Origin of the sequence: Streptomyces sp. WMMC500 (genome assembly GCF_027497195.1) — a bacterium.
Classification (GTDB): Bacteria; Actinomycetota; Actinomycetes; order Streptomycetales; family Streptomycetaceae; genus Streptomyces.
The window spans coordinates 5,694,814-5,718,530 of sequence record NZ_CP114905.1 but is presented as its reverse complement, the minus strand read 5'-3'; the positions used below and the strand labels follow the sequence as shown (position 1 = coordinate 5,718,530).

23 protein-coding genes and 2 pseudogenes are annotated in these 23,717 nt (G+C 74.0%); 8 read left to right on the top strand and 17 right to left on the bottom strand.

Features of this window, described 5'->3' with window-relative positions; translation table 11 throughout:
• Nucleotides 1-16 precede the first annotated feature (16 nt).
• The 3 genes from O7599_RS24640 (at nt 17) to mscL (ending at nt 2,540) form a co-directional block, all read left to right on the top strand.
• Entirely contained in the window at nt 17-865 is an 849-nt protein-coding gene (locus tag O7599_RS24640; RefSeq protein ID WP_281617790.1) for an S-methyl-5'-thioadenosine phosphorylase, read from the top strand.
• Between the two features lie 415 nt (nt 866-1,280).
• The gene (locus O7599_RS24635; protein WP_281617789.1) at nt 1,281-1,913 is read left to right on the top strand and encodes a hypothetical protein; all 633 of its coding nucleotides are present in this window, start codon (nt 1,281-1,283) and stop codon (nt 1,911-1,913) included.
• 114 nt (nt 1,914-2,027) lie between these two features.
• Nucleotides 2,028-2,540: a large conductance mechanosensitive channel protein MscL gene (gene mscL / locus O7599_RS24630; protein ID WP_281617788.1), complete on the top strand. Its 513-nt coding sequence runs from the start codon at nt 2,028-2,030 to the stop codon at nt 2,538-2,540.
• A gap of 10 nt (nt 2,541-2,550) precedes the next feature.
• Here mscL and O7599_RS24625 read toward each other — a convergent pair whose 3' ends face one another.
• Nucleotides 2,551-2,709 carry a hypothetical protein gene (locus O7599_RS24625; RefSeq protein WP_281617787.1) on the bottom strand — a complete coding sequence of 53 codons (159 nt, stop codon included), beginning with the start codon at nt 2,707-2,709 and terminating at the stop codon, nt 2,551-2,553.
• Between the two features lie 107 nt (nt 2,710-2,816).
• On the opposite strand from O7599_RS24625, the gene O7599_RS24620 reads away from it, so the two are divergent.
• Nucleotides 2,817-4,046, top strand: coding sequence for a P1 family peptidase (locus O7599_RS24620; RefSeq protein WP_281617786.1), 1,230 nt, complete (start codon nt 2,817-2,819; stop codon nt 4,044-4,046).
• On the opposite strand, the gene O7599_RS24615 is transcribed toward O7599_RS24620, so the two are convergent.
• The gene (locus O7599_RS24615; RefSeq protein WP_281617785.1) at nt 4,043-4,366 is read right to left on the bottom strand and encodes a hypothetical protein; all 324 of its coding nucleotides are present in this window, start codon (nt 4,364-4,366) and stop codon (nt 4,043-4,045) included. The genes O7599_RS24620 and O7599_RS24615 overlap by 4 nt on opposite strands.
• Nucleotides 4,367-4,385: 19 nt before the next feature.
• On the opposite strand from O7599_RS24615, the pseudogene O7599_RS24610 reads away from it, so the two are divergent.
• Nucleotides 4,386-4,726: pseudogene (locus O7599_RS24610) on the top strand (DoxX family protein).
• A gap of 81 nt (nt 4,727-4,807) precedes the next feature.
• Here O7599_RS24610 and O7599_RS24605 read toward each other — a convergent pair.
• Complete coding sequence (locus tag O7599_RS24605) at nt 4,808-5,827, bottom strand: sigma-70 family RNA polymerase sigma factor (RefSeq protein WP_281617784.1); 1,020 nt, start codon at nt 5,825-5,827, stop codon at nt 4,808-4,810.
• Nucleotides 5,828-6,307: 480 nt separating this feature from the next.
• Between O7599_RS24605 and O7599_RS24600 the strand changes: the two genes are divergently transcribed.
• Nucleotides 6,308-7,444 carry a questin oxidase family protein gene (locus O7599_RS24600; RefSeq protein ID WP_281617783.1) on the top strand — a complete coding sequence of 379 codons (1,137 nt, stop codon included), beginning with the start codon at nt 6,308-6,310 and terminating at the stop codon, nt 7,442-7,444.
• Nucleotides 7,445-7,525: 81 nt separating this feature from the next.
• Entirely contained in the window at nt 7,526-8,296 is a 771-nt protein-coding gene (locus O7599_RS24595) for a class III extradiol ring-cleavage dioxygenase (protein WP_281617782.1), read from the top strand.
• A gap of 116 nt (nt 8,297-8,412) precedes the next feature.
• Here O7599_RS24595 and O7599_RS24590 read toward each other — a convergent pair whose 3' ends face one another.
• The gene (locus tag O7599_RS24590; protein WP_281617781.1) at nt 8,413-9,927 is read right to left on the bottom strand and encodes an MFS transporter; all 1,515 of its coding nucleotides are present in this window, start codon (nt 9,925-9,927) and stop codon (nt 8,413-8,415) included.
• Between the two features lie 133 nt (nt 9,928-10,060).
• Nucleotides 10,061-10,720: a TetR/AcrR family transcriptional regulator gene (locus O7599_RS24585; protein ID WP_281617780.1), complete on the bottom strand. Its 660-nt coding sequence runs from the start codon at nt 10,718-10,720 to the stop codon at nt 10,061-10,063.
• Between the two features lie 205 nt (nt 10,721-10,925).
• Between O7599_RS24585 and O7599_RS24580 the strand changes: the two genes are divergently transcribed.
• Complete coding sequence (locus O7599_RS24580; protein WP_125935238.1) at nt 10,926-11,354, top strand: OsmC family protein; 429 nt, start codon at nt 10,926-10,928, stop codon at nt 11,352-11,354.
• A gap of 72 nt (nt 11,355-11,426) precedes the next feature.
• Here O7599_RS24580 and O7599_RS24575 read toward each other — a convergent pair whose 3' ends face one another.
• The 12 genes and pseudogenes from O7599_RS24575 to O7599_RS24520 form a co-directional block, all read right to left on the bottom strand.
• Nucleotides 11,427-12,737, bottom strand: coding sequence for a lytic transglycosylase domain-containing protein (locus O7599_RS24575; RefSeq protein WP_281617779.1), 1,311 nt, complete (start codon nt 12,735-12,737; stop codon nt 11,427-11,429).
• 53 nt (nt 12,738-12,790) lie between these two features.
• Nucleotides 12,791-13,540, bottom strand: coding sequence for a hypothetical protein (locus O7599_RS24570; RefSeq protein WP_281617778.1), 750 nt, complete (start codon nt 13,538-13,540; stop codon nt 12,791-12,793).
• A 379-nt stretch (nt 13,541-13,919) separates the two neighbouring features.
• Nucleotides 13,920-14,411 (bottom strand): annotated as a pseudogene (locus tag O7599_RS24565) (hypothetical protein); the annotation flags it as partial.
• Between the two features lie 47 nt (nt 14,412-14,458).
• Complete coding sequence (locus O7599_RS24560; protein WP_281617777.1) at nt 14,459-15,103, bottom strand: nuclear transport factor 2 family protein; 645 nt, start codon at nt 15,101-15,103, stop codon at nt 14,459-14,461.
• Nucleotides 15,100-15,642: a hypothetical protein gene (locus O7599_RS24555; RefSeq protein ID WP_281617776.1), complete on the bottom strand. Its 543-nt coding sequence runs from the start codon at nt 15,640-15,642 to the stop codon at nt 15,100-15,102. The genes O7599_RS24560 and O7599_RS24555 overlap by 4 nt, the downstream gene beginning before the upstream one ends.
• Nucleotides 15,639-16,904, bottom strand: a complete 1,266-nt coding sequence (locus O7599_RS24550; RefSeq protein WP_281617775.1) for an MlaD family protein — start codon at nt 16,902-16,904, stop codon at nt 15,639-15,641. Before O7599_RS24550 ends, O7599_RS24555 begins: the two co-directional genes overlap by 4 nt.
• Nucleotides 16,901-18,328, bottom strand: coding sequence for an MlaD family protein (locus O7599_RS24545; RefSeq protein ID WP_281617774.1), 1,428 nt, complete (start codon nt 18,326-18,328; stop codon nt 16,901-16,903). The genes O7599_RS24550 and O7599_RS24545 overlap by 4 nt, the downstream gene beginning before the upstream one ends.
• The gene (locus O7599_RS24540) at nt 18,325-19,497 is read right to left on the bottom strand and encodes an MCE family protein (RefSeq protein WP_281623498.1); all 1,173 of its coding nucleotides are present in this window, start codon (nt 19,495-19,497) and stop codon (nt 18,325-18,327) included. Before O7599_RS24540 ends, O7599_RS24545 begins: the two co-directional genes overlap by 4 nt.
• Entirely contained in the window at nt 19,497-20,522 is a 1,026-nt protein-coding gene (locus O7599_RS24535; protein ID WP_281617773.1) for an MCE family protein, read from the bottom strand. The genes O7599_RS24540 and O7599_RS24535 overlap by 1 nt, the downstream gene beginning before the upstream one ends.
• Nucleotides 20,519-21,550, bottom strand: a complete 1,032-nt coding sequence (locus O7599_RS24530) for an MCE family protein (RefSeq protein ID WP_281617772.1) — start codon at nt 21,548-21,550, stop codon at nt 20,519-20,521. Before O7599_RS24530 ends, O7599_RS24535 begins: the two co-directional genes overlap by 4 nt.
• On the bottom strand, nt 21,547-22,833 hold the full coding sequence (locus O7599_RS24525; RefSeq protein ID WP_281617771.1) for an MCE family protein: 1,287 nt from the start codon (nt 22,831-22,833) through the stop codon (nt 21,547-21,549). Before O7599_RS24525 ends, O7599_RS24530 begins: the two co-directional genes overlap by 4 nt.
• Nucleotides 22,830-23,714, bottom strand: coding sequence for an ABC transporter permease (locus O7599_RS24520; RefSeq protein ID WP_281617770.1), 885 nt, complete (start codon nt 23,712-23,714; stop codon nt 22,830-22,832). Before O7599_RS24520 ends, O7599_RS24525 begins: the two co-directional genes overlap by 4 nt.
• Between the last annotated feature and the right edge of the window lie 3 nt (nt 23,715-23,717).

The following is a 23,717-nucleotide window of genomic DNA, read 5'->3' as shown; positions in this document are numbered from 1 at the left end:
CGGTTATCGTTGCGGCATGGCTGAGGCAGCGGCAGAGCGGGCAGAGATCGGCGTCATCGGCGGCTCGGGGTTCTACTCCTTCCTCGACGACGTCACGGAGATCGCCGTCGAGACACCGTACGGACCGCCGAGCGACTCGCTGTTCCTCGGCGAGATCGCGGGGCGGCGCGTCGCGTTCCTCCCCCGGCACGGCCGCAAGCACCATCTGCCGCCGCACCGGATCAACTACCGCGCCAACCTGTGGGCCTTGCGCTCCCTGGGCGTACGGCAGGTGCTGGGGCCGTGCGCGGTGGGCGGGCTGCGGCCGGAGCACGGGCCGGGCACGCTGCTCGTACCGGACCAGATGGTGGACCGTACGAAGTCGCGCACGCAGACGTACTACGACGGCGAGCAACTGCCCGACGGCGCCACGCCGAACGTCGTGCACGTGAGCCTCGCCGACCCGTACTGCCCGACGGGGCGCCGGGCCGCGCTGAAGGCGGCGCACGAGAGCGGCTGGGCGGCGGTCGACGGGGGGACGCTCGTGGTCATCGAGGGGCCGCGGTTCTCCACGCGGGCGGAGTCGGTGTGGCACCGGGCGCAGGGGTGGGCCGTGGTCGGGATGACCGGTCACCCGGAGGCGGTGCTGGCCCGTGAACTGGAGCTCTGCTACACGTCGATGACGCTGGTGACGGACCTCGACGCGGGCGCCGAGACGGGCGACGGCGTCTCGCACGAAGAGGTGCTGGAGGTCTTCGCGGCGAACGTGGGGCGGCTGCGGGACGTGCTGTTCGACGCGGTGGGGCGGCTGCCGGAGACGGCGGAACGGGACTGCTTGTGCGCGGGGGCGCTGGCGGGGATGGACCCGGGGATCGAGCTGCCCTAGGGCCGGTTGCGCGGCTGACGAGGGTCTCTCGGGGGCGTGGGCGGCGGGTTGTCCACAACCGGGGAGTTATCCACAGGCTCAAGCGGGGAGGGCGGAGATCGGGCAGAGTCGAGGGCGTCACGGAACGCGACCGACTCGTCACGAACAGGTGGTGACCGCCATGTCCCCCCATGCCCGCACTCTTCCCGGCTCCCCTCCCCCCGCCCTCTCGGACTCCCGTTCCGGCTCCGGTGCCGGCTTGCGGTACGGGATGGCTGCCGCCGGGGGCAACGGTCCGGCCGGGGCTGTGCCTTCACCCGGGGGCGGCGGACTCGCGGCGGGACCGGGTCCGTTGCCGCGCGGGGCGCCGCCACCGCGCGGAGTACCGGAGTTCGAGCCGCTGCGCCCGGGGCGCGGGGCCAGGGTCCGGCGGGCCGTGGCGAGCCGCCGGCGGCTGCTGGCCGCGTTACTCGCGATGGTGGCAGCCGCGCTGGCGGCGGCGCCGCGCAGCGACGCGGAGAGCCCGCCGCCCGCCGCGGCGCCGGACGGCGGGGAAACCGGAGCGCCGGGTGACGTCACCGGGTCGGCCGCCGGAGGGCGGGGCACCGGCGGCGCCGCCGGAGGCGGCGGGGAGGTGCTGGCGCCGGTGCGGATCGCGGACGCCGGGGTGGTCGGGCTGCTGGCGCCGGGCGACATGGTGGACGTGCTGGCCGCCGGCGGCGAGGACGGCGGCCCGGCACGGGTCGTGGCGCGCGCCGCCCGGGTGACCCACATCCCGGGGGCGGCGCAGGCGCCCGGCGTGCAGCGGGGGGCGGACGAGACGGGGGCCGCGGAGACGGAGGGGGCGACGGACGCGACAGGGGCATGGGGAGCAACGGAGTCGACCGAGGCGCCGGACGGGACGTTGTCACCGGGGGCACCGGGAGCGCCGGAGGCGCAATGGCCCCCGGGAGCGCCGGAGTCGACGGGGTGGGACGACGGGACGCTGGTGGTGTTGTCGGTACCCCGGCCCGCGGCCGCGGCGCTGGCCGGTGCGGCCGGCGAACGTCTGGCGGTGACGCTGCGATGACGACGCTTGCGCGGATCGTCACCGGCAGGTGGGGGAGGATTGGACAATCCTTCCGTATCTCTGCCATACCTAGCTGGGTCGGCCGACCCGTCGAGAGTGAAGCGAGGAAGGGCATTGAGCACGCAGGGTGCCGGGAGCGCCTCGGAAAGTCAGGGCGTCATCGCCGGGTTCAAGCAGTTCCTGATGCGCGGGAACGTGATGGAACTCGCGGTCGCCGTCGTCGTCGGCGCCGCGTTCACGAGCATCGTGAACGCGGTGGTGAAGGGCGTCATCAACCCCCTCGTCGGCCTCTTCGGCTCCAGAAACCTCGACAAGTACCACTCCTGCTTCAGCGATGTCTGCACGACGAGCCCGGAGGGCGAGGTCACCAAGGGCGTCGCGATCCTGTGGGGCCCGGTGCTGAGCGCGACGCTGACGTTCGTCGTGACGGCGGCCGTCGTGTACTTCGCGATGATCCTGCCGATGAACAAGCTCAGGGAGCGGCAGGCGGCGAAGACACCGGTGGACGCGAGCGCCGCGGAGGTCACGGAGATCGAGCTGCTGACGCAGATCCGCGACGAACTCGTGGCCCAGCGGAACGGCCCGGCGCCGCACCGCGACGGTGGCACGCTGCCGAGCCAGAGGTAGGGCCGCGGGGTCAGATGTGGTGCGGGGGCTTCTCGTCGAGGAAGCGGGCCAGGTCGGCTGCGCTCCCCTCGGCGGCGGGCCGGTCCCCCCAGCCCTCGTCGGTGTCGTCCCGGCTCCGCTCCGTCAGAGGATCGTCGAAGACGAGCGGGTTCTCGGGCTCGGTGCTCATACGCACCAGGGTACGCGGCGGCGTGCCGTGAGGGCCCCGTAGACGGCCGTGGTCGGTGCTCGGGCGGTGCTGCGGTCCGCCGGCGGGGCGCGGTTAGGGTGCGGTGCATGGGCGTGGACGGGATCACGGATGTGGCGGGGGTGCGCGTCGGGCACGCGTCGCGGACCGGGGACGGGTGGCTGACCGGGACGACGGTGGTGCTCGCCCCGGAGGGTGGCGCCGTCGCCTCCGTGGACGTACGCGGAGGTGGGCCGGGCACGCGGGAGACCGACGCCCTCGACCCGCGCAACATCGTGCAGCGGGTGGAGGCGGTGGTGCTGACGGGCGGCAGCGCCTACGGGCTGGCCGCCGCCTCCGGCGTGATGGCCTGGCTGGAGGAGCGGGGCCGCGGCTTCCGGGTGGGGCCAGATCCGGCGCAGGTGGTCCCGGTGGTGCCGGCGGCGGCCCTGTTCGACCTGGGCCGCGGCGGCGACTTCCGGGCCCGCCCCGACGCCGCCATGGGCCGGGAGGCCGCTGCCGCCGCGGCGGCCTCCGCCGTCGGCGCCGCGGTCGCGCAGGGCAACGTCGGCGCGGGCACGGGCGCCGTGTGCGGGGCGATGAAGGGCGGGGTGGGCTCGGCGAGCGTCGTCCTGCCGTCCGGCACCACGGTCGCGGCGCTGGCCGTCGTCAACGCGGCCGGCTCGGGCGTCGATCCGGCCACGGGCGCGCTCTACGCCGAGTTGTACGGCGATGCCGGCGGGGCCGCAGGCCGCGTCGCAGCGCGTGGCGAAGCAAGGGGTGGGGATGGGGGGCGGGGGGTCCCCCCCGGGGGTTCTTCGCGGGAGGACCCTCGGAGTCCCGGGGAGGCCGCGTCGGCGTCCGGCGGGGTCGCTGCGGGCAGCCGGCCCGCGGGCGAGGTGCACGCCGCCGCCCTGCGGCGGTTGGCGGCGGCCCGGGAGGAGACCGCCCGCCGGTTCGCCGCCTCGGCCCGGCCGCCGCTGAACACCACGCTGGCCGTCGTCGCCACGGACGCCGCGCTCGGCAAGGCGCAGGCCCAGAAGCTGGCCGGGTCCGCGCACGACGGCCTGGCCCGTGCGGTACGCCCCGCGCACCTGCTCTCCGACGGCGACACCGTGTTCGCCCTGGCCACCGGCGCCCGGCCGCTGCTGCCCCCGGACGACGTCGCCGCCGACCCGGCCTTCGCGGTGCACCAGGAAGCCGGCGCCCTCAACGAGGTGTTCGCGGCCGGGGCGGACGTCCTGACCCGCGCCATGGCCAAGGCGCTCCGCGCCGCCGAGAGCGTCGACGGCCCGGGCGGTGTCTTCCCGTCGTACGGCGACCTCTACGGCATCGCCTAGCGGCGTGGGCCTCGCGTGGCCGGCGGCGGCGCGTCAGGTGCTGCCGGTGGCAGGGCGAGCGGGGTCCCGGCCGGGATGCGGGTGAGGGCGATGCGGCTGACCAGGCCGTTCCGGACGGTGATGCCGACGGTGGCCAGCGCGTGGCCGCCCGGGGCGATGACGTGCGCGGGCCGGCCGGCGACGAGCAGGCGGGTGGTTGCGCTGATTCTGGCGCTGAAGTGCGTCGTCTCCCGCGCCACCGCGGTGGCGCCTCTGACGGTGGTCGGCGTACCGGGTGGCAGAAGGGCCGGATCCGCGGTGCGTACGCAGTCGTCGGTCATCAGCGTGACCAGGCGGTCGATGTCGCCGCCGGCGGCCGCCGCGAGGAAGGCGGCGGCGCTGGCGGAGGCAGCGGTTGTGGCGGCGGGCGTGGCGGCGGGCGTGGTCGTCGGCGGGGGCTCGGTTCCCTCGATGCGGCCGCGGGCGCGGCTCGCGTGCTTCTTCGCGCTGGCCGGGCTGGTGCCGAGGATCTCCGCCACCCGGGTGTCGCGGCGGGTGCCGGCCTGACGTTGTTCTTCGTCGGCGCGGTCGGCGCGCACGTCAGGGCCCGGGTCTTCTACAACATCGCGTTCCCGGGGGTCTTTCTGCTCCTCGCGCTGGCGTCCGCGGCCTACATGACCGATGCGGCCATCGGCCCGTGATTCCGCGGCCCGTAAGCCCGCGCCGCGGCATGGGGAAGCCCTCGGCGCCGGGGGGAGACACCGAGGGCTCGGGGTGCGGCGTTACGCCGCGGACTCGAAGCCCGTGTCGCGGGCGAGGTTCTTCAGTTCGACCAGCGCGTGCTTCTCGATCTGCCTGATCCGCTCGCGGGTCAGGCCGTGCTGCTTGCCGACCTCGGTCAGCGTGCGCTCGCGCCCGTCCTCGATGCCGTAGCGCGCCTTGATGATCGACGCCGTCCGCGGCTCCAGCCGGCCGATGAGGTCTTCCAGCTCCTCGCGGCGCATCATGACCAGCACGGAGTCCTCCGGCGAGTCCGCGCCGGTGTCCTCCAGCAGGTCGCCGAACTGGGTCTCGCCCTCGTCGTCCACCGACATGTTGAGGCTGACCGGGTCGCGGGCCCAGTCCAGGACGTCCGTCACGCGCTCGGGCGTCGAGCCCAGCTCGGCGGCGACCTCGGCGGGCTCCGGCTCACGGCCGTGCTCGCGGTTGAACTCGCGCTGTACGCGCCGGATCCGGCCCAGCTCCTCGACGAGGTGGACGGGCAGCCGGATCGTCCGGGACTGGTCGGCGATGGAGCGGGTGATGGCCTGGCGGATCCACCACGTAGCGTACGTGGAGAACTTGAAGCCCTTCTTGTAGTCGAACTTCTCGACGGCGCGCACCAGGCCGGCGTTCCCCTCCTGGATCAGGTCGAGGAGCGGCAGCCCACTGCGCGGGTAGCGACGGGCGACGGCGACGACCAGGCGGAGGTTCGAGCGGATGAAGAGGTCCTTGGCGCGTTCGCCCTGGGCCACGATCGCTTCGAGTTCCTCCCGGTTCGCCGACGCGCTCGGCGCGTCCACCGCCTCGGGCTTCGCCTCGCCGGCGAGCAGCTTCTCGGCGTAGACGCCGGCCTCGATGTCCAGGGAGAGCTCGACTTCCTTCGCGGCGTCGAGCAGCGGCGTCCGCGCGATCTCGTCGAGGTACATCCCGACGAGGTCGCGGTCGGCGATCTCGCCGCTCTTGGCGCGAGCGCCGCGGGCGCTGCTTGCCGCGCCGGCCGGGGTCTCGGCCTGGCGCCGGGCGACGGCACGGGTTGCCATGCGTGCTCCCTTGCGAGTGAGTTCCTTAACCGGTGGTCCGACACCTACCGGGTGTCCGTTTCCACCCTGTCCAACGCAGAGAATCAGGACAGAATTCCCCTCGGGTACACCGATTTTCCGGATCTTGCAGTATCCTGCCCCGCCTCAAGGCAGGTTCCGGTGCCGTGCGGAGCGCCGCACTCAGCGCCGTACGGGCCGGAGAGGGCCTGGTCAGGCCGGGGGCGGGCGGCGAGTGGCCGCGTCCTGGACCGGTGCGCGCCGCCGCGGGTCCGTGAGACGCCCGTCACATCCGGCATCGTGACCTCCCCCTGGCCAGCGCCTTCCAGAACTGCTCTTCCTCTGTGAAGACGGCACGCGCGGCGTTCTGGTTGCTCCCTGCGGCCGGAAAGCGCGGGTGGGGTGCCTGGGTCCGCAGACCTACGGAGACCTAGGGCCCGCGGCCGTTACGGGCCGGGCCACGGCGGACGTAGCGTCGCCGCCATGGAGACGAGCCGTGAGGACGAGCGTACGGAGACGGGGCCGGGCGGCGCCCGGGGCGACAGCGGGGTGGACGGCAGCGGGGTGCTCGACGAGGCCCTGGAGCGGCTGCACGCCGCCGGCCCCGAGCGGCAGGGCTGGCTGACCAACCACGGGCCGATGGCCGTCGAGGCCCTGGTGCACGGCGACCGGGCCGCGACCGTGCACCACTGGTTGGACCGCTACCGCGACAAGCTGGAGGACATGCCGCCGGAGGCCCGGCCCATCGACCCCGCCGCCTGGCACGAGGCGCTCGGCGATCCGGGGCGGCTCGGCGACTGGCCGGCGTACTTCGGGCGTGAGCTGGCCGCCCGACCGTGGCGCGAGGTGCTGGCCGAGTGGTGGCCGCGGCTGCTGCCCGGGCTGGCCGGCGCCGCCACGCACACCGTGATCCGCGCGGGGCACGCCGTACGGACGCTGCAGGACGCCGAGGCCGGGGGCCACGCCCCCTCCACGCCCCGCGTCACCGAGCTGGCGCACGCCCTGGGCTACTGGGCCGCCCGCTACGCCCGCCTGCCCAGCGCCCCCGTCCCCGCCGGCACCGCGGCGCCGGACGCCGCGCTGGCCGCGGTGCCCGCCGTGCCCGCGCAGGCCGGCGGCATCCGCGAGCGGCTGGCGCAGCTCACCCCGGAGGCGACGCCCGGTTGGCCGGCGGCGGTGAGCGCCCTGGTCCCGGCGCGTACGCCGGAGGAGGCCCGCGAGGCGCTGGCCGGGCTGGTGCGGGCGGCGGTCCACCGCTATGCGGCGTACGGGCACGGCGAGCCGGTGATGCTGGTGCACGCCGCGACCGCCCCGAACGCCGTCCTGCGCGCCCTGCCCGCGCTCCCCCGCGACCTGTGGGTGCCGAGCTACGCCGCCGCGTGGGCGGCGAGCGCCGCCGTCACCGCCGCGTACGGACCGGCCGCCCCGCTGCCGCAGGAGCGCATCCCCGCGCCGCCGGCCGGGGACGCGGCGGCAGCCGCGGACGAGCTGCTGACCCGGGCCGCGGCGCACGGCGACGAGCACACGATCAAGTTCGTCGACACCGCGCTGGACGTCGGGGACGACACGGCGCGCGGCGCCGCGCTCCAGTCCGTCGCGCTCATCGACCCGGCGTTCTGACGCACCCCGAGCGCGGGTATGGTTGAAGTCTAAACTTCAAGCGTCCCGGGACGTCGACGGGACCGGAAGGCGGCGACCACCATGCCCACCATGCCCGCGCTCTACCTCTCCCACGGCGCCCCGCCGCTGGCCGACGACCCCCTCTGGCCCGCCGAGCTGGCCGCCTGGGCCGAGGCGCTGCCCCGCCCGCGCGCGATCCTCGTGGTCTCCGCGCACTGGGAGGAGGCCCCGCTCGCCCTGGGCGCCACCGCCACCGTCCCGCTGGTCTACGACTTCTGGGGCTTCCCCGAGCACTACTACCGCGTCCGCTACCCCGCCCCCGGCGCCCCCGCGCTGGCCGAGTCCGTACGCAAGCTGCTGCGCACCCCCGGCGACGGCGTGCAGGACTTCCCCGACCGCGGCCTCGACCACGGCGCGTACGTGCCGCTGGTGGAGATGTACCCGGACGCCGGCATCCCCGTGCTGCAGCTCTCCATGCCGACCCTCGAACCCGCCCGGCTGCTCGCGCTCGGCCGCAGGCTCGCGCCGCTGCGCGCGGAGGGCGTGCTGATCGTCGGCAGCGGCTTCTTCACCCACAACCTCGCCGCGCTGCGGCACGCCGGCGACGGGCCGCCCGCGTGGTCCGCGGAGTTCGACGCCTGGGGCCGCGAGGCGCTGGCGGCGCAGGACGTGGACGCGCTGCTGGACTTCACGCACAAGTCGCCCGCCGGCAAGCTGGCCCACCCCCGCACCGAGCACTTCGCGCCGCTGTTCGTCACCCTCGGCGCCGCCGAGGACGACCTGCCGACCCAGCGCAGCGTCATCGACGGCTTCTGGATGGGCCTCGCCAAGCGCTCCCTCCAGCTCGGCTGACCCCGTGCCCGGGCCCGGGCCCGGGCACGGCAAAGGCCCCTTCCCGTCCCCCCGAGGAACGGAAAGGGGCCTTCGCTCAGCCCTGAACTCTCCTTTGAGTCAGTGCACGGGCGCGGTCAGTGGACCATCACCGGCGCCTGCACCTCGTCCTGCGCGCCGGTCCCGTCGCCGACCGTCTCGTGACCCGACTGGGCCCGGGCGGTGACGAGGCCGTAGGCGATCGCGGCGGAGACCACGAGGATGCCGACCGCCCACCAGATCGCGGTGGAGTAGCCGTGCACGGCCGCGGAGTTCGCGAAGCCCTCGCGGCCCAGGGTGCGGGCCTCGGAGGCGTGCGAGGAGATCCAGTCGGTCGTGGCGCTGGCCGCGATCGTGTTCAGCAGCGCGGTGCCGATGGCGCCGCCGACCTGCTGCGAGGTGTTGATCATCGCCGAGGCGACGCCGGAGTCACGCGGCTCCACCCCGAAGGTGGCCAGGGCCATGGCCGGCATGAACGCCGTGCCGAGGCCGAGGCCGAGCAGGATGAGGCCGGGCAGGACGACCACGGCGTACGAGCTGCCGGGCTCCATCTGGGCCAGCACCAGCATGCCGAGCGCGCCCACGAGGAAGCCGGGCACGAGCAGCAGCCGCGGCTTCACGCGGGTCATCAGCCGGGCGCCGATCTGCGTCGAGCCGATGATCATGCCCAGGATCATCGGAAGGAACGCCAGCCCGGTCTTGACCGGGGTGTAGCCCTTCACGACCTGCAGGTAGTAGGTGAGGAACAGGAAGACGCCGAACATCGCGATGACCGCGAGTCCGAGCGACAGGTAGACACCGCCGCGGTTGCGGTCCAGCAGGACGCGCAGGGGGAGCAGCGGGTTCTTGACCCGGGACTCCACCGCCACGAACCCGGCCAGCAGCACCACGGACGCGACGAACATGACCAGCGTCAGGGTGTCGGTCCAGCCCTCGGCCTCGGCCCGGGTGAAGCCGTACACCAGCGCCACCAGGCCGGTGGTCGCCAGCACGACGCCCGGGATGTCGAGCGTGGAGCGGTTCCGGCTGCCCTTCGGGTCGCGGATGACGGCCATGGCGCCGAGGATGGCGACGGCGGCGAACGGGATGTTCACGAAGAACGTCCAGCGCCAGTCGAGGTACTCGGTCAGCACGCCGCCGAGGATCAGCCCGACGCCGCCGCCGGCGCCGGCGATGGCGCCGTAGATGCCGAACGCCTTGGCCCGCTCCTTGCCGTCGGTGAAGAGGACGGCGAGCAGGGACAGCGCGGCGGGCGCGAGCAGTGCGCCGAAGACGCCCTGCAGGGCGCGTGCGCCGAACATCATGACCTCACCGGTCGCGGCACCGCCGAGCGCGGAGGCGGCGGCGAAGCCGGCCAGGCCGGTGATGAAGGTGCGCTTGCGGCCCCAGAGGTCGGCGATGCGGCCGCCGAAGAGCAGCAGGCCGCCGAAGGCGAGCGCGTAGGCCGTGATGACCCACTGGCGGTTGCCGTCGGAGATGCCGAGGTCCTCCTGCGCGGAGGGCAGCGCGATGTTCACGATGGTCGCGTCGAGCACGACCATCAACTGGGCGACAGCGATGAACGCGAGGGCTTTCCAGCGCCTCGGATCAGGCTGCACAGCCGTTTCTGGCATGGGGGTACCCACCATTCGAGTTCAGGGGTTGATCTATGTACTAAGCAGGACGAACCGGTGCTCAACACCGCACAAGGCTCGGCAGCAGGGTCTCGATGATCAGAACAGACTCACCGCTCGTGGATCACCTCATTTACGTGCCCCTCTGCCGCAGATCCTCGAAGGTGGCGGCCGTGCCGGACAGCGTTGACCTGGCAGGAGCCATCAGCCCGTCGAGGAACAGATCCAGGTGCCGGTGCATGTACGTGTCGAACCGCACACTGCACGCCAGCCCCGGCAGCGGCCGGGTGAGCTGGGCGAGCGCGACCATCAGGTCCCCGATGCCCACGTCCGCCCGGAGCGTGCCCTCGGCGCGGGCCCGCGCCATCAGGTTCTCCAGGGCGGTGTCGAGCCGCAGGCGGGTTTCGGTCACCTCGGCCGCCGTCACGTCGATGCCCTCGTTGAGCAGCGAGCACAGCGACCCCATCCGCTCGTCGGCGCCCTCGTGCACGAAGCGCCGCAGCGCCTCGAACGGTGCGGCGTCCTCGGCGAGCCCGGCCTCGGCCAGGCTCGCGATGCGGCGCATGGACTCCATGGTCACCTGGAGGATCAGCTCACGGCGGTCGGCGAAGTGCCGGTAGACCGTCGCGTTGCCGACGCCGGCGCGGCGGGCGATCTCGTCGAGCGGGACCTCCGGGCCCCACTCCACGAACGCCTCCCGGGCGGCGTCGATGATCCGTTCGCGGTTGCGGGAGGCGTCGGCACGCATACGCGGCTGCCGCTCCCCGAGCGTGGCGCCCTTGCCCGTGCCCATGGTGCCTCCCTGGTGGCTTCCGGGGAATGACTCCCCGCTTTCTTCGGACACCTGCTAAACGGGGAGGCACTCCCCGCTATTTCCCGGCCCGGCTGTGACGTGCGCCACGCCCGCCTCCGCCCGCGGCCCGGACGCGCTCGGGCGCCCCGGCACCGATAACTTGGGCACGTAACGTCTTTCGCTCCAGACTCGGAGGCTGACCGCCATGGCAACCACCCGCACCGCGAAGACCCACTGGGAGGGCAACCTGCTTGAGGGCAAGGGAACCGTCGCCCTCGAGTCCTCCAAGATCGGCACGTACGACGTGAGCTGGCCGGCCCGCTCCGCCGAGCCCGGCGGCAAGACCAGCCCCGAGGAGCTGATCGCGGCGGCGCACTCGGCGTGCTACTCCATGGCCTTCTCGCACGGCCTGGCGGGCAAGGGGCACACCGTCGAGTCCCTCGACACCAGCGCCGACGTGACGTTCCAGCCGGGCGAGGGCATCACCGGCATCGTGCTGACGGTGCGGGCGACGGTGCCGGGGCTGTCCGAGGAGGAGTTCCAGGCCGCCGCCGAGGACGCCAAGAAGAACTGCCCGGTGAGCCAGGCGCTGGCGGGCGTCAAGAACATCACGCTCAACGCCACCCTGGTCTGAGCGGACACCGTACGAACGGATCGCCCGGTCGGCGCCACGGCGCGGACCGGGCGATCGGCTGAGGGCGGCCCGTCAGGTCGTGCCCGACGGGTCGGGTGAGGTGGAGTCGTCCGGGCACGGGGACGCGCCGGGGTCGCCGGGGTCGCCCGAGGTCGGCGAGGGGGACTCGTCCGGGTCGGCGGAGCAACTGTCGCCGGGGTCCGGGTCGCCGGGGTCGCCCGTGCCGCCGCCGGGGTCGCCGCCCGGGTCGCCGCCCGGGTCGCCGCTGCCGCCCGCGTCGCCGCCGGGGTCGCCGGTCTCCCCCGGGTCGCCGGGGCTGGGGCCCGGGCTCGGGTCGCCGCCGCCGGAGTCGCCGCCCGGGTCGCCCGTACCGCCGGGATCACCGGAGCCGCCGGGATCACCCGAACCGCCCGAGTCACCCGGGTCGCTGGACCCACCGGAACCGCCCGCGTCGCCGCCCGGCGGGCTCGGCCGCGGGCCGACCACGATGCCGCCGCCCGGCCCGTCGGACCCGTCCGGCGCCCTGCGGCTGCCCTTCCCCGGTACGGAACCGGCGTTGCCCGCGCCGGAGCTGGCCGGCAGCACGCCCGTACCGTCCGGCACGGCGTGCACGCCCGAACGGTAGAACCCGAGCCAGGCCAGCACGGTGGCGAGGTAGTCCCGCGAGTGGTTGTAGCTCAGGATCGCCCGGTCCAGGTCGGCCGCCACCCTGAGATCCCGCGCGCCCGCGCACAGGTAGTGGCCGGCCGCCAGCGTCGCGTCGTGGACGTTGTTGGGGTCGGACCGCCCGTCGCCGTTGCCGTCCGCGGCCCACCCCGCCCACGTCGACGGGATGAACTGCATCGGCCCGACGGCCCGGTCGTAGCCGGTGTCGCCGTCGTAGCGGCCGCCGTCGGTGTCGGAGATGTGCGCGAAGCCGTTCCCGTCGAGCACCGGCCCGAGGATCGGCGCGAGGGTGGTGCCGTCCGCGTCCACCGCGCCGCCGCGGGCGTGCCCGGACTCCACCTTGCCGATGGCGGCGAGCAGTTCCCACCGCAGCCCGCAGCCGGGGTCGCTGGCCGCGAGCCGCCGCTCCGCCTGCCGGTACGCGGCGAGCACGGTGGCCGGGATGCCCGACTGCTGCTCGATCACGGCGGGCGGCGTCGGCTGCGTGCTGACGACGGGGTCCATGCCACGCAGCGGCGGGATCTCGGTGTGGTACTGGCCGTCGCCCGGCGTGCCGGGCGGCAGCACGGGCACCGTGGCGAGCCGGTCCTTCGCCCCGCCGCCCGCCTCCGAGCCGGCCGCGTCGCCCGGCGCCTGCGAGGCGGTGAGCGCGACCATCGCCGCCGCGGCGAGCGCCGCCGTCGCCACGCCGTGGCGCATCCTGCTGGGTGAAGCCATGGACCTGCCTCCCGGCGGAAGTCGAGGGTGCTGCCGTGGTGTGCCGCGTGCCGTCAGCCGAAGGTGTCGATGTTCGCGATCCGCCACCTGTCGCCGTCCTTCACCGCGTCGACCGCGAGCATCGCGGCGCCGTACGACGTCTCGTCCGTGTCCGTACGGGTGTTGCGCTGGTCGGCGAAGACCAGCACGCGGGCCCCGTCGTCACCGGCCAGTTCCACGGCGGAGTCGGTCACGGTGGTGGTGAGGACGAGCTTCTGCGACGGGGCCTGCTCGCGGACGTCCGCGAGCATCCGCAGGTGCTGGTCGACGGCCTTGCCGGTGAGGTACGTACGCGCCGCCCGCCCGTTCTCGTCGAGGTCGGTGTAGTCGACGGAGAACACCGCCTCCACGGCCTCGCCGACGCCGCCCTTGATCTCACTGGTCAGCGGCGCGTCCACGAGCGCGGCGTTCGCGGCGGCCGGGTCGCCGCCCCCGCTCGCCCGCACCGCCGCGAAGGCGGCGAAGCAGCCGAGCAGCACGGCGGCGGCCAGCGCCACGGCAAGCCGCCCGCCGCGGCGCGCCGTTGCGGAGGCGGTCGCCGACGCCGCCCCGGACGCGGCCCGCGGCCCGGACCCGCGCGGCGGCCGGCGCGCGGGGGCCGGGCCCTGCTTTCCGGCGGGCTCCGGCGGCCGGGCCCCGGGCCGGAGTCTGGTCCTGGCCCGTACGGCGGAGGGGGACGGCCGCCGGGCCGCCGGCGGGGACTCCTCGGCGGCAGCGGGTGCGGTGCGGCGGCGCCGGTTGATCAGGTGGCGTGTGGTCGACATCTGTGCGGTCCTCTCCGGAAGTTCACCGGTGCGACGGTGTCGCAGAGTGCTGATAGGATTACACTCGGTTCCGTCCGGGAGTCCTTGGAAGGCACGAAGCGGGGTTTCGCCCTGTGGACACGGTTGTTGTTGGTGTTGATCGGACGGATGTCGCCGGGCCTGTACCGGCGTGGGGCCTTGTCAACGGTCCCGCACCGCGGGATCTGCGGTGGATGCGACTTCGGGCGCGGAAGCCAGCCGCGCAGGAGAGCGCGAATCGGTGTGACGACTGAGCCGACAAGCTCGGTCGGACACGGCCGAGAAGTTGACTGCCCGGCTTCGCCGACCCGGCCCGGCCCGAGTCCGGGCCGGCGCCGGACCCCGACCCCACGCTCGCGTCCCCGCCCGCGGAGTCGCCCGCCGGCGCCTGCCCGAGCGCGCTGAGCTTCCAGCCGTCGCCGGTGCGGGTGACCTCGCCGAGCATCCGGCTCTCCTTGGCCTGCGGCTTCTCCCCGGGCGCGGCGACCGTGATCCGGACCGCGACCAGCACGTCCGCCCGGCCGGCCCGGTCGTCCAGCTCGGTCAGCGCCGCCGACAGCACCTCGGCCGTGGTCACCGTCTCCGCCCTGCGCACCTCCTTCTCGAACCCCTCGCGGCCCTGCCGCAGTTGGGTGAGGAGTTCGCCGGTGGCGGAGTCCTCCCAGCGGTCGAGGCCCGCGTCCAGCTCGCGGTGGTCGAGGGTGTTGAGGTTCGTCACGGCCTGCCGGGCGGCGGCCAGCGCGTCGTCCCGAGAGGCGGCGAAGTCCGCCGCGTCGTCGTGCGCGGCCGCGTACCAGGAGGTGCCCGCCCACACCGCGAGCACCGCCGCCAGCGCCGCCGCCGCGAGGGCCAGCGTCAGCAGGGGGTTCTTCCTGAGGGTCACGTCGATCCGCCCTTTCGCTAGCGGGACTTCAGGTCGGTGATGCGCCAGTGCCCGTCCTGCCGCTCGGCGGTCACCGAGAGCTGCGCGCCGACGCTCGTCGGGTCCTCGCCCCCGCGCTCGGTGACCTGGTCGAGGAGGACCAGCAGCGAGGCGTCGTCGCCGTCGAGGCGGATCACCCCGGTGCGTACGACGTGGGTCGTCAGCGTCAGTTCCTGGGCGACGACGCGCTGCCGGATCCGGCCGAACAACTGCCGGTACTGCTCGCGGGCGCGGCCGGCGAGGAGTTCGTCGGCGTCGCCGGCGGTGACACCGGGGTCTTCCGGGCTGTACGAGAACACCTTGCTGAGCGCGTTGCCGACGTCCCCGGCGACGGCGGCGGTGGCGGAGGCGTCGGTGAGCGCCCGGTTGGCCAGCGCGTCGTCGCCGTTCAGGCGGGCCGCCTGGACGAGCAGACCGGTGCCGGCGAGGAGCAGTACCACCAGCGCGGCGACGCCGCCGGCCCGCCACCGGCGCCGGGCCGCGCCGGGGTCCTTGCCGCCCGTACGGTCCACCGCGGCGGACTCCGCCGGCCGCACGGGCTCCCGAGGCTCCACGGGGTCCTCGGCGTCCTCGGGCCCGCGCGACGTGACGACGTCCTCCGCCGTGCTGCTGTCCCGGCTCATGTCCCGCTCCCCTCCACGGTGATCGCCGTGAGCGACGCGATCTTCCAGCCGTCCGCGGTCCGTTCCAGGCCCGCCTCGAACCGCTTGCGGTCCGTACGCGCCCCGTCCGCCCCGCCGCTCGTCTCCACCCGCAGCGTGGCCAGCGCCTTCGCGGTGCCCGCCCGCGTGTCCAGCTCGGTGACGGCGGCCTCCGTCACCGTCGCGCGGACGGTGACGCCGGCGCGCGCGAAGGCGTCGGCGCTCGCGGCCCGCGACCGTCGCAGGTCGTCGTGGAGGGGACCGGTGGTGGCGTCCAGCCAGCGCGCCAGGCCCGCGTCGGGGTCGGCGCGGTCGATGCTGTTGAGCGTCCCGACGTGCGCCTGGCTCGCGGCGAGCACGCGGTCGCGCTCGCGGCCGAAGTCCAGGTCGTCGCGGCTCGCGGCGGCGGCGTAGCGCCAGGCGGCGAAGCCGGCGAACGCGAGGACCAGCGCGGCCACCAGCGCGACGGCCAGTGCCCGCCGCTGCGCGGCCGTACGGAGGTACGGCGGTCCGGTGCTCATCGCGCCTCCTCAAGGCCGAGCAGCCCGGCCATGTCGGTGGGCCCGTCCCCGACCGAGGGCAGCCCGAGCGCGCCGGGCAGCGCGCCCCGCGCGGCGCCGGTGCCCGGCCGGTCGTCCGCGAGGCCGGAGCCGGGCTCGGCGGGCTTCGGCACACCGCCGCCGCCCGGGGAGTGCGCGGAGCCGCGGACGCCCGTGCCACTGGTCGCGGGGGCGGTGCAGCGGGCGGCGGTGTTGAACCCGGCGGGAGCGGTGGTCAGACCGTTGCGGTACGGCGTGGCGCCGTACCCCTGCGTGCAGGGCAGCGGGTCGAAGAAGCTCAGCGCCAGGCCGAAGCGCGCCCCGTCGGAGGTGATGGCGGTGGAGCCGGCGGCGGCCACCTGCGGCAACTGGACGAGCAGTTGCTCCAGGCCGTCCTGCCGGGTGACGGCGATCTCCGAGGTGGTCAGCAGGTTCGCCAGCAGCACGCTCAGGCTCGGGTCGAGGTCCCGCAGCAGCCCGGTGACCTGGCCCGCGGCGCCCGGTCCCGCCTCGATGACGCGGCGCAGGTCGCCGTCGGAGCGCTCCAGTTGCGCGGTCAGCTCCTCGGCGCCCGCCGCGAACTCCTTCAGCGCCTCGCCGGACTCGTTCTGCGTGCGCAGCACCGTCTCGCCGTCGATCATGAGCCGGGTGCTGTACGGCAGCGCGGCGTCGGCGGCGCGGACGAACTCGCTGCCGGTGTCGAGGAGCCGCTGCAGGTTCTCGCCCTGGCCGGCGAAGGCGTCGCCGAGTTCGTCCACGACGGTGCGCAGCTCGCCGGTGTCGACGGAGGTGGCGAAGGAGTCGACGCTGGTGAGGAGGTTGGTGACGGGAGCGGGCGTCGCGGTGTGCTGGCGGCCGACGACGGCGCCGTCCGTCAGGTACGGGCCGGAGTCGCCGGCGGGCCTGAGGTCGATGTACTGCTCGCCGACCGCGGAGTAGTTGGCGACCTCGGCCGACAGGTCGGCGGGGATCGGCGGGGCCGAGTCGCGGATCTGCAGCTCGGCCTCGACGCCCGTGGCGGTCAGCTCGATCGGCCCGACGCGCCCGACCGACACGCCGCGGTAGGTGACCTCCGCGTGGGTGAACAGCCCGCCGGTCTCGGCGAGTTCGACGCGCACCGTGTAGTAGTCGCGCATGCCGGCGTAGCGTCCGAGGTCGGCGTAGCGCACGCCGACGTACCCCATGACGAGCACCGCGACGACGGCGAACACGGCGTTCTTGACGATGACGGACCTGGTGATCACCGGCTCTCACCCCCGGGCTCCTCGCTGCCGGACGCCGCGGGCGACTCCGGCGGCGCCGTGCCGGCCGGGCTGCCGGACGGCGACCCGGACGGCGTGCCGTCGCCGTCCCCGTCCCCGTCCCCGTCGCCGCCCGACGGGCCGTCCCCGCCGGGCGACGCGGATCCGGTGCCGCCCGGCGCCGGGTCGCCCGCCCCGGGTGACGACGGCGGCTCGCCGGCGGGCGCCGTGGGCGCCACGGACGGCAGCGGCAGCGGCAGGGACAGCGCGGTGCCGGGGGCGGCGGCGCCCTCCGGGTCGCCGGAGTGGGGCATGGGGTCCTCGGTCAGCGGCGGGATGACCTCCGTACCGCGCGGTGCGGTCACCGCGAGGTAGATGTTGAGGTAGTCGCCCCTGACGCCGCGCAGCACCTCGTCGGTGAAGGGGTACGTGAACAGCACCTCCAGCGACTCCGGCAGGGCCTGCCCGGCGTCGGAGAGGTTCTTCAGCACGGGGCCGAGGGCCCTGAGGTCGGCGATCATGTCCTCTTTGCTCGCGTCGATGGTCTCCACCGCGACGTCGGAGAGCCGGTCCAGCGAGCGCAGCATGGTGACCAGCGCGCCGCGCTGCTCCTCCAGGACCTTCATGCCGGGGCTGAGGTCTTCGAGCACGACGCCGATCCCGGTCTTGCGGGTGGCGAGGGTGGCGGAGAGCCGGTTGACGCTGTCGAGCGCGTCGGTGATGTCGTCCTTGTTGGTGTCGAGGCTCGTCACGAGGGTGTCGACGCGCTTGAGCATGGAGCGGACCTGCGGCTCGTTGCCGTCGAGTGCGTCGTTCAGCTCGCGGCTGATGGTGCGCAACTGCTCGATGCCGCCGCCGTTGAGGAGCATCGACAGGGCGCCGAAGACCTCCTCGACCTCCGGGTTGCGGTTGGTGCGCGCCAGCGGGATGTCGGGCCGCTGCTTCGCGTCGGGGTCGGGGAGTATGGCCGTGGTCACGTCCCCGGGGGCGGTGCCGAGGGTGCCCGCCTGCTGCGCGTCGACCCGCTCCTTGCGGGGCGGGGCGAGCAACTGGACGTACTTCTCGCCCAGCAGGCTCGACTGTTCGATGCGGGCGTACGCGCCGGCCGGCAGCCGCACGTCGCCGTTGACCTTCATGGTGACCAGGGCGGTCCACCCGTCGTCGGCGACCTCGATGTCGGTGACCCTGCCGACGGCCACGTCGTTGACCCGTACCGAGGACTGCGGCACGAGGCTCAGCACGTCCTCGAACTCGGCGGTGACCTCGTACGGACGGCTGCCGAGGTCGGCGCCGCCGGGCAGCGGCAGGTCCTGGATGCCGGTGAACTCGACGTCGGCGGACTCGTAGACCTCCATGACCACCAGCGGGGAGGCGAGGAGGAGCGCGGCGGCCACGATCCCGGCGACCGCCTTGAGGTGCCGTCTCATCGGCCGCCTCCCCGCTCCGGCGTGCCGTAGACGTCGCCGACCGCGGGCAGCGGCAGCCCGGGCAGTTCCGCGCGCCGCTCCGCGGGCGCCGGCACGAGTCCCTCGCGGCTGGCGGCGGCGCCGCCGGCGTCCGCGGCCTCGGCGTCCGGGGTGCCGCCCATGCTCAGCTCGTTGAGGTTGCCCCGGCCGTCGATGGTGCGCTTGCCGGGGTTGTAGGCGTTCAGCAGGTTGTCGGTGGCCAGCGGCGCGGTGTCCAGCGCCTCGGCGAGCGAGGCCCGGTTGTCGACCAGCGTGCGGGTCAGCGACGCGAGCTTGCCGACGTTGGTCCTGATCCGGCCGCGGTTGTCCTCGATGAAGCCCTGCACCCGGCCGAGCGCCTTGCCCAGTTCCTTCAGCGCGGCGGCCAGTTCGTCCTTGTCCTCGGCGAGGAAGGTGCCGACGTCGGCGAGTTGCCGCTCGGCGTCGCGCACCTGCCGGTCGTTCCGCTTGAGCATGGTGGTGAAGGACTGCAGGTTCTCGATGGTGCCGAAGAGGTCGCCGCTGCGGCCGGAGAGCGTCTGGGTGGCGTCGCCGAACCGGTCGATGCTGTCGCCGATCTCCTTGCCGTTGCCCTCCAGGTTGCGGGCGCCGGTGGCGAGCAGCTCCCTCAGCTCGCCTTCCGCGTTGGCGCCGTCGGGGCCGAGGGCGTCGCTGAGGTCGGTGAGGGAGGCGTACAGCTCGTCGATCTCCACCGGGGTCGCGGTGCGTTCGACGGGGATCTCGTCGCCGTCCGCGAGTTCGGGCCCGCCGGAGTAGGCGGGGCTGAGCTGCACGTAGCGGCCGGAGACCACGCTCGGCGCGATGACCGCCGCCTGCGCGTCCGCGGGCGCCCGGACGTCGTGGTCGAGGGTCAGCTCGACCCGTACCCGGTCGCCTTCCGGCTCGACGGAGTCCACGCTGCCGACCGTGACGCCCAGGATCTTCAGGTCCGAGCCGCCGTAGAGGCCGACGCCGGAGTCGAAGTACGCGGTGACCGCCTTGCCTTCGGGGCCCGTGAGCGCTCGTACGCCCCAGGTGCCCACGGCCACCAGCACGGCCGCCGCCACCAGCAGCGCGACCGGCCTGCGGCCCCGCAGCCGGCCGGCCGCCGCGCGGATCCGCCGGACCGCTCCCGTTCCCGGCCGTGGCATCATCGGCCCCCCTTCGGCTTGGGCGGCTTGCACCCGGTGTCCGGCACGACGTCCGGCGCGTAGTTCCCGGGCACCAGCCCGCACAGGTAGCTGTCGAACCACCGGCCGTTGCCGAGGGTGTTGCCGACCAGCCGGTAGTACGGCCCGGCCGTGGCCAGCGCCCTGTCGAGGTTTTTCTCGTTGTCCTGGAGGACGCCGGTGATCCGATCGAGGGCGTCGAGCGTCGGGCCGAGCTGCTTCTCGTTGTCCGCCACCAGCCCGTCCAGCTCCTTCGCCAGGTCGCGGGTGCCGGTGAAGAGGGCGTGGATCGCGTCGCGCCGGCCGCGTACCTCCGCGAGGAGGGTGTTGCCGTCCTTCAGCAGCGTCTCGAACGTCTCGTTCTGGTTCTTCAGCGTCCTGGTGATCCGGTTGCTGCCGGACAGCAGCCGGGCCAGCTCGGCGTCCCGCGAGGAGATCGTCTGCGACAGGTCGGCCAGGCCGGTCGCCGCCTTGCGCACGTCCGGCGGGGTGTCCTCGAAGGTCTCCGACAGCACCTCGAAGCTCTCCGACAGCGCGTCGGTGTCCAGCTCGCCGACGGTGGACGACAGGTCCTGGAACGCCTGCGTGACGTCGTACGGGGACGTGGTGCGGTCGACCGGGATGGGCTGGTCGGCGTCCTGCCGGGCCTCACCCAGCGGATCCACGGCCAGGTACTTCTCGCCGAGCAGCGTCTCGATGGCGATGGCGGCGGTGGACCGGTCGCCGATCCAGGCGCCGCGCACCGTGAAGTCGACCGCGACCCTGGGCCCGTCGAGCCCGACGGCGTCCACCTCGCCGACCTTCACGCCCGCGACCCGCACCTCGTCGCCGGAGCGCAGCCCGGCGGCCTCGGAGAAGTGCGCCGTGTAGGAGGTGCCGCCGCCGACGCCGGGCAGCGCGTCGGCGCGGTACGCCGCGAGGCCGCCGAGGGCCAGGACCAGCAGTCCCACCAGGGCGACCGCGACCGGGCTGCGTTCGCGTACGGGCTTCAGCTCCGGGAGTCTCATCGCTCGCACCTCGGCTGGGTCACGGAGATCCCGGTCGGCGGCTCGCTGCCGTCGTACGTGCTCACGCCGGTCACCCGCGCCTCGCAGAGGTAGAGGTTGAACCAGGAGCCGTAGGAGGACAGCCGCCCCAGCGTGGCCATCTTCACCGGCGTCTGTTCCAGGAAGTCCGCCACCAGCGGCGCGTTGTCCGCCAGCCGGTCCGAGACCCGGCCGAGCTGGCGGATGTCCTCCTTCAGCGGGGCGCGGCCGTCGCGTACGAGACCGGCGGTGCTGGTCGTCAGCTCGCCCATGGCGTCGACGGCGCGGAAGAGCGGTTCGCGGTCGTCGGCGAAGCCGGACACCAGCTCCTGGAGGGTGACCAGCAGGTCGTTGAAGTCCTGTTCGCGGGTGTTGACGGTCTCCACCACCTCGGTGAGGTTGTCGATGACCTCGCCGATCACCCGGTCCTTCGCGGCCAGCGTGGCGGTCAGCGAGCCGACGGTCTCCACGAGGCTGTCGACCGTGGCGCCCTGGCCCTGCAGCACCTGGACGATCTCGTTCGCCAGCTTGTTGGTGTCCTTCGGCGACAGCCCCTGGAAGAGCGGCTGGAAGCCGTTGAAGAGCTGGGTGAGGTCGAGCGCGGGCCGGGTGCGCGCCAGCGGGATCGTGCCGCCGGGGGCGAGCGACTCGCCCACCGGGCCCTCGCCCTGCTCCAGTTCGATGTAGCGCTGGCCGACCATGTTGAGGTACTTGACGGAGGCGTTGACGGAGGCGGGCAGCTCACGCCCTTCCCGTACGGTGAACTCCACCCGCGCGTGCCGCCGCCCGCTCAGCTCGATCGACTCGACCTCGCCGACCTTCACGCCGGCCACCCGCACGCTGTCGCCCTCGACCAGGCCGGTCACGTCGGTGAAGCGGGCGCTGTAGCCGTCGGTGGGGCCGACGCCGGTGTTGGCGATGGAGAAGGCGAGCGCGGTGGTGGCGAGCGCGGTGACCGCGACGAAGACGAGGGACTTGATCAGGGGGCCCGCGAGGCTTCTTCTGTTCACTTCAGCCGCACCTCCGTCCCGCGGAAGACGGGTCCGGCCAGCACGCTGGACCAGTCGGGCAGGTCGGCGGGCGGGCTCTCGGTGCCGGCCGCGAGGAGTTCGTTGACGAGCTGGTTCTCCTCCGGCGAGTTGGGCAGCCCGAGGCCGCCGTCGCCGGTGGCGAGGGTCTCCGCGGACTGCGGTGCGCCACCGGCGTCGCCGCTCCGGGCGGGCGCGCCGGTGTACGGGACGCCGTAGCACCGGGGGCCGCCGCCGGCGTCGAAGCGGGGGGTGTCCCGGCCGGGCACGTACTTGCCGCGGTGGGGCAGCACCTCGACCTCCACGTACAGGCCGGGCCGGTCGGTGCCCTTGCCGAGCGCCTTGTCCATGACGGGCACGAAGTCGGCGAGGGTGCGCAGCGTGCAGGGGAACGACGGCGCGTACTCGGCGAGCTTCTCCACCGTGGGCCGGCCGTCGGCGGACAGCCGGATGATGTTCTCCTGGTTCTGCTCCAGGAAGGTGTCCAGGTCCTGCGACGCGATCGTCAGCGACCCGTACAGGCCGCCCAGGTCCTCGCGCTTGTCGGCGATGGTGCCGCTGGTGGTGGTCGCGTCCCGCAGCGCGTTGATGAGGTCGGGGGCGGTGTCCGCGTACAGGTGGCCGAACTCGACCAGCTCGCGGATGTCCCGGTTGAGCGTCGGCAGGTGCGGGTTGAGCTTCTCCAGGTGCGCGTCGAGTTCGACGAGGGTGTCGCCGAGCTTCTCGCCGCGGCCGTCGAGCGCGTCGGCCATCGCGGTGAGGGTGGCGGACAGCTTGTCCGGCTTCACGGCGGTGAGCAGCGGCAGCACGTTGTCGAGCACCTGCTCCAGCTCGACGGCGTTCTCGCTGCGGTCCTCCGGGATGACGCTGCCCGCCGCCAGCGTCTCGCCCGCCGTGCCCCCGTCCGCGGGCGGGACGAGGGAGACGAACCGCTCGCCGAAGAGCGTGGTGGGCAGCATCCGCGCGGAGACGTCGGCGGGTATCCGGTCCAGTTGCCCCGGCTTGAGGGCGAGCGTCAGCCGGGCGGTCTCCCCGCCGTCCTCCGCGGAGATCTCCCGCACCTCGCCGACGACGACGCCGCGCATCTTCACCTCGGCGTAGGGGTGCATCTCGTTGCCGACGCTGCCGGTCTCGACCGTGACGGTGGCGGTGTCGGTGAACTCCTTGTGGTAGACGGCCACCGACAGCCACACCAGCAGGGCCATCACCAGCAGGAAGACCAGCCCGGCGGCCCTGCGTCCCGTCGTCTCCAGCCTCCCGCTCATCCGGACACCTTCACCGTGGTCGTGGTGCCCCAGATCGCCAGGCTGAGGAAGAAGTCGGTGACCGCGATGAGCACGATCGCGGTACGCACCGAACGCCCCACGGCGACGCCCACGCCGGCGGGGCCGCCGGTGGCGCGGAAGCCGTAGTAGCAGTGCGCGAGGATCACCATCACGCTGAAGATCAGCACTTTCAGGAACGACAGGAGCACGTCGGTCGGGGAGAGGAACAGATTGAAGTAGTGGTCGTACGTGCCGGCGGCCTGGTCGTTGTAGAACACGGTCACGGCGCGGGAGGCGAGGTAGGAGCTGAGCAGCCCGATCCCGTAGAGCGGGATGATGGCCACGACCCCGGCGACGATGCGCGTGGTGACCAGGTACGGCATGGAGCGCACCCCCATGCCCTCCAGCGCGTCGACCTCCTCGTTGATGCGCATCGCGCCGAGCTGGGCGGTGAAGCCGGCGCCGACGGTGGCGGACAGCGCGAGTCCGGCGACGAGCGGGGCGATCTCGCGGGTGTTGAAGTACGCGGAGACGAAGCCGGTGAAGGCGGCGGTGCCGATCTGGTTGAGGGCCGCGTAGCCCTGGAGGCCGACGACCGTGCCGGTGAACAGGGTCATCGCGAACATCACGCCGATCGTGCCGCCGATGACGCCGAGGCCGCCGCTGCCGAAGGCGACCTCGGCGAGCAGCCGCTGCACCTCCTTGAGGTAGCGGCGGGCGGCGCGCGGGGTCCACAGCAGCGCGCGTACGTAGAAGATGAGCTGGTCGCCGGCCTGGTCGAGCCAGGAGAGGCCGCGGTCCAGGAACCTGCCGGGACCGGGGCGCCGGGGGGCCGGCCCGTACTCCTCGCGTGCGCTCTCGTCCTTCTGCGCCAGGGCCATCGC

What these genes read in the sequence shown, in the direction of transcription:
- O7599_RS24525 (WP_281617771.1), bottom strand. Translation starts at nt 22,833, where the DNA reads ATGAGCGGGAGGCTGGAGACGACGGGACGCAGGGCCGCCGGGCTGGTC.
- O7599_RS24625 (WP_281617787.1), bottom strand. Translation starts at nt 2,709, where the DNA reads ATGAGCACCGAGCCCGAGAACCCGCTCGTCTTCGACGATCCTCTGACG.
- O7599_RS24575 (WP_281617779.1), bottom strand. Translation starts at nt 12,737, where the DNA reads ATGGCTTCACCCAGCAGGATGCGCCACGGCGTGGCGACGGCGGCGCTC.
- O7599_RS24560 (WP_281617777.1), bottom strand. Translation starts at nt 15,103, where the DNA reads ATGAGCCGGGACAGCAGCACGGCGGAGGACGTCGTCACGTCGCGCGGG.
- O7599_RS24600 (WP_281617783.1), top strand. Translation starts at nt 6,308, where the DNA reads ATGGAGACGAGCCGTGAGGACGAGCGTACGGAGACGGGGCCGGGCGGC.
- O7599_RS24570 (WP_281617778.1), bottom strand. Translation starts at nt 13,540, where the DNA reads ATGTCGACCACACGCCACCTGATCAACCGGCGCCGCCGCACCGCACCC.
- O7599_RS24640 (WP_281617790.1), top strand. Translation starts at nt 17, where the DNA reads ATGGCTGAGGCAGCGGCAGAGCGGGCAGAGATCGGCGTCATCGGCGGC.
- O7599_RS24590 (WP_281617781.1), bottom strand. Translation starts at nt 9,927, where the DNA reads ATGCCAGAAACGGCTGTGCAGCCTGATCCGAGGCGCTGGAAAGCCCTC.
- O7599_RS24620 (WP_281617786.1), top strand. Translation starts at nt 2,817, where the DNA reads ATGGGCGTGGACGGGATCACGGATGTGGCGGGGGTGCGCGTCGGGCAC.
- O7599_RS24520 (WP_281617770.1), bottom strand. Translation starts at nt 23,714, where the DNA reads ATGGCCCTGGCGCAGAAGGACGAGAGCGCACGCGAGGAGTACGGGCCG.
- O7599_RS24555 (WP_281617776.1), bottom strand. Translation starts at nt 15,642, where the DNA reads ATGAGCACCGGACCGCCGTACCTCCGTACGGCCGCGCAGCGGCGGGCA.
- O7599_RS24580 (WP_125935238.1), top strand. Translation starts at nt 10,926, where the DNA reads ATGGCAACCACCCGCACCGCGAAGACCCACTGGGAGGGCAACCTGCTT.
- O7599_RS24545 (WP_281617774.1), bottom strand. Translation starts at nt 18,328, where the DNA reads ATGAGACGGCACCTCAAGGCGGTCGCCGGGATCGTGGCCGCCGCGCTC.
- O7599_RS24605 (WP_281617784.1), bottom strand. Translation starts at nt 5,827, where the DNA reads ATGGCAACCCGTGCCGTCGCCCGGCGCCAGGCCGAGACCCCGGCCGGC.
- O7599_RS24615 (WP_281617785.1), bottom strand. Translation starts at nt 4,366, where the DNA reads ATGACCGACGACTGCGTACGCACCGCGGATCCGGCCCTTCTGCCACCC.
- O7599_RS24540 (WP_281623498.1), bottom strand. Translation starts at nt 19,497, where the DNA reads ATGCCACGGCCGGGAACGGGAGCGGTCCGGCGGATCCGCGCGGCGGCC.
- O7599_RS24595 (WP_281617782.1), top strand. Translation starts at nt 7,526, where the DNA reads ATGCCCACCATGCCCGCGCTCTACCTCTCCCACGGCGCCCCGCCGCTG.
- O7599_RS24535 (WP_281617773.1), bottom strand. Translation starts at nt 20,522, where the DNA reads ATGAGACTCCCGGAGCTGAAGCCCGTACGCGAACGCAGCCCGGTCGCG.
- O7599_RS24585 (WP_281617780.1), bottom strand. Translation starts at nt 10,720, where the DNA reads ATGGGCACGGGCAAGGGCGCCACGCTCGGGGAGCGGCAGCCGCGTATG.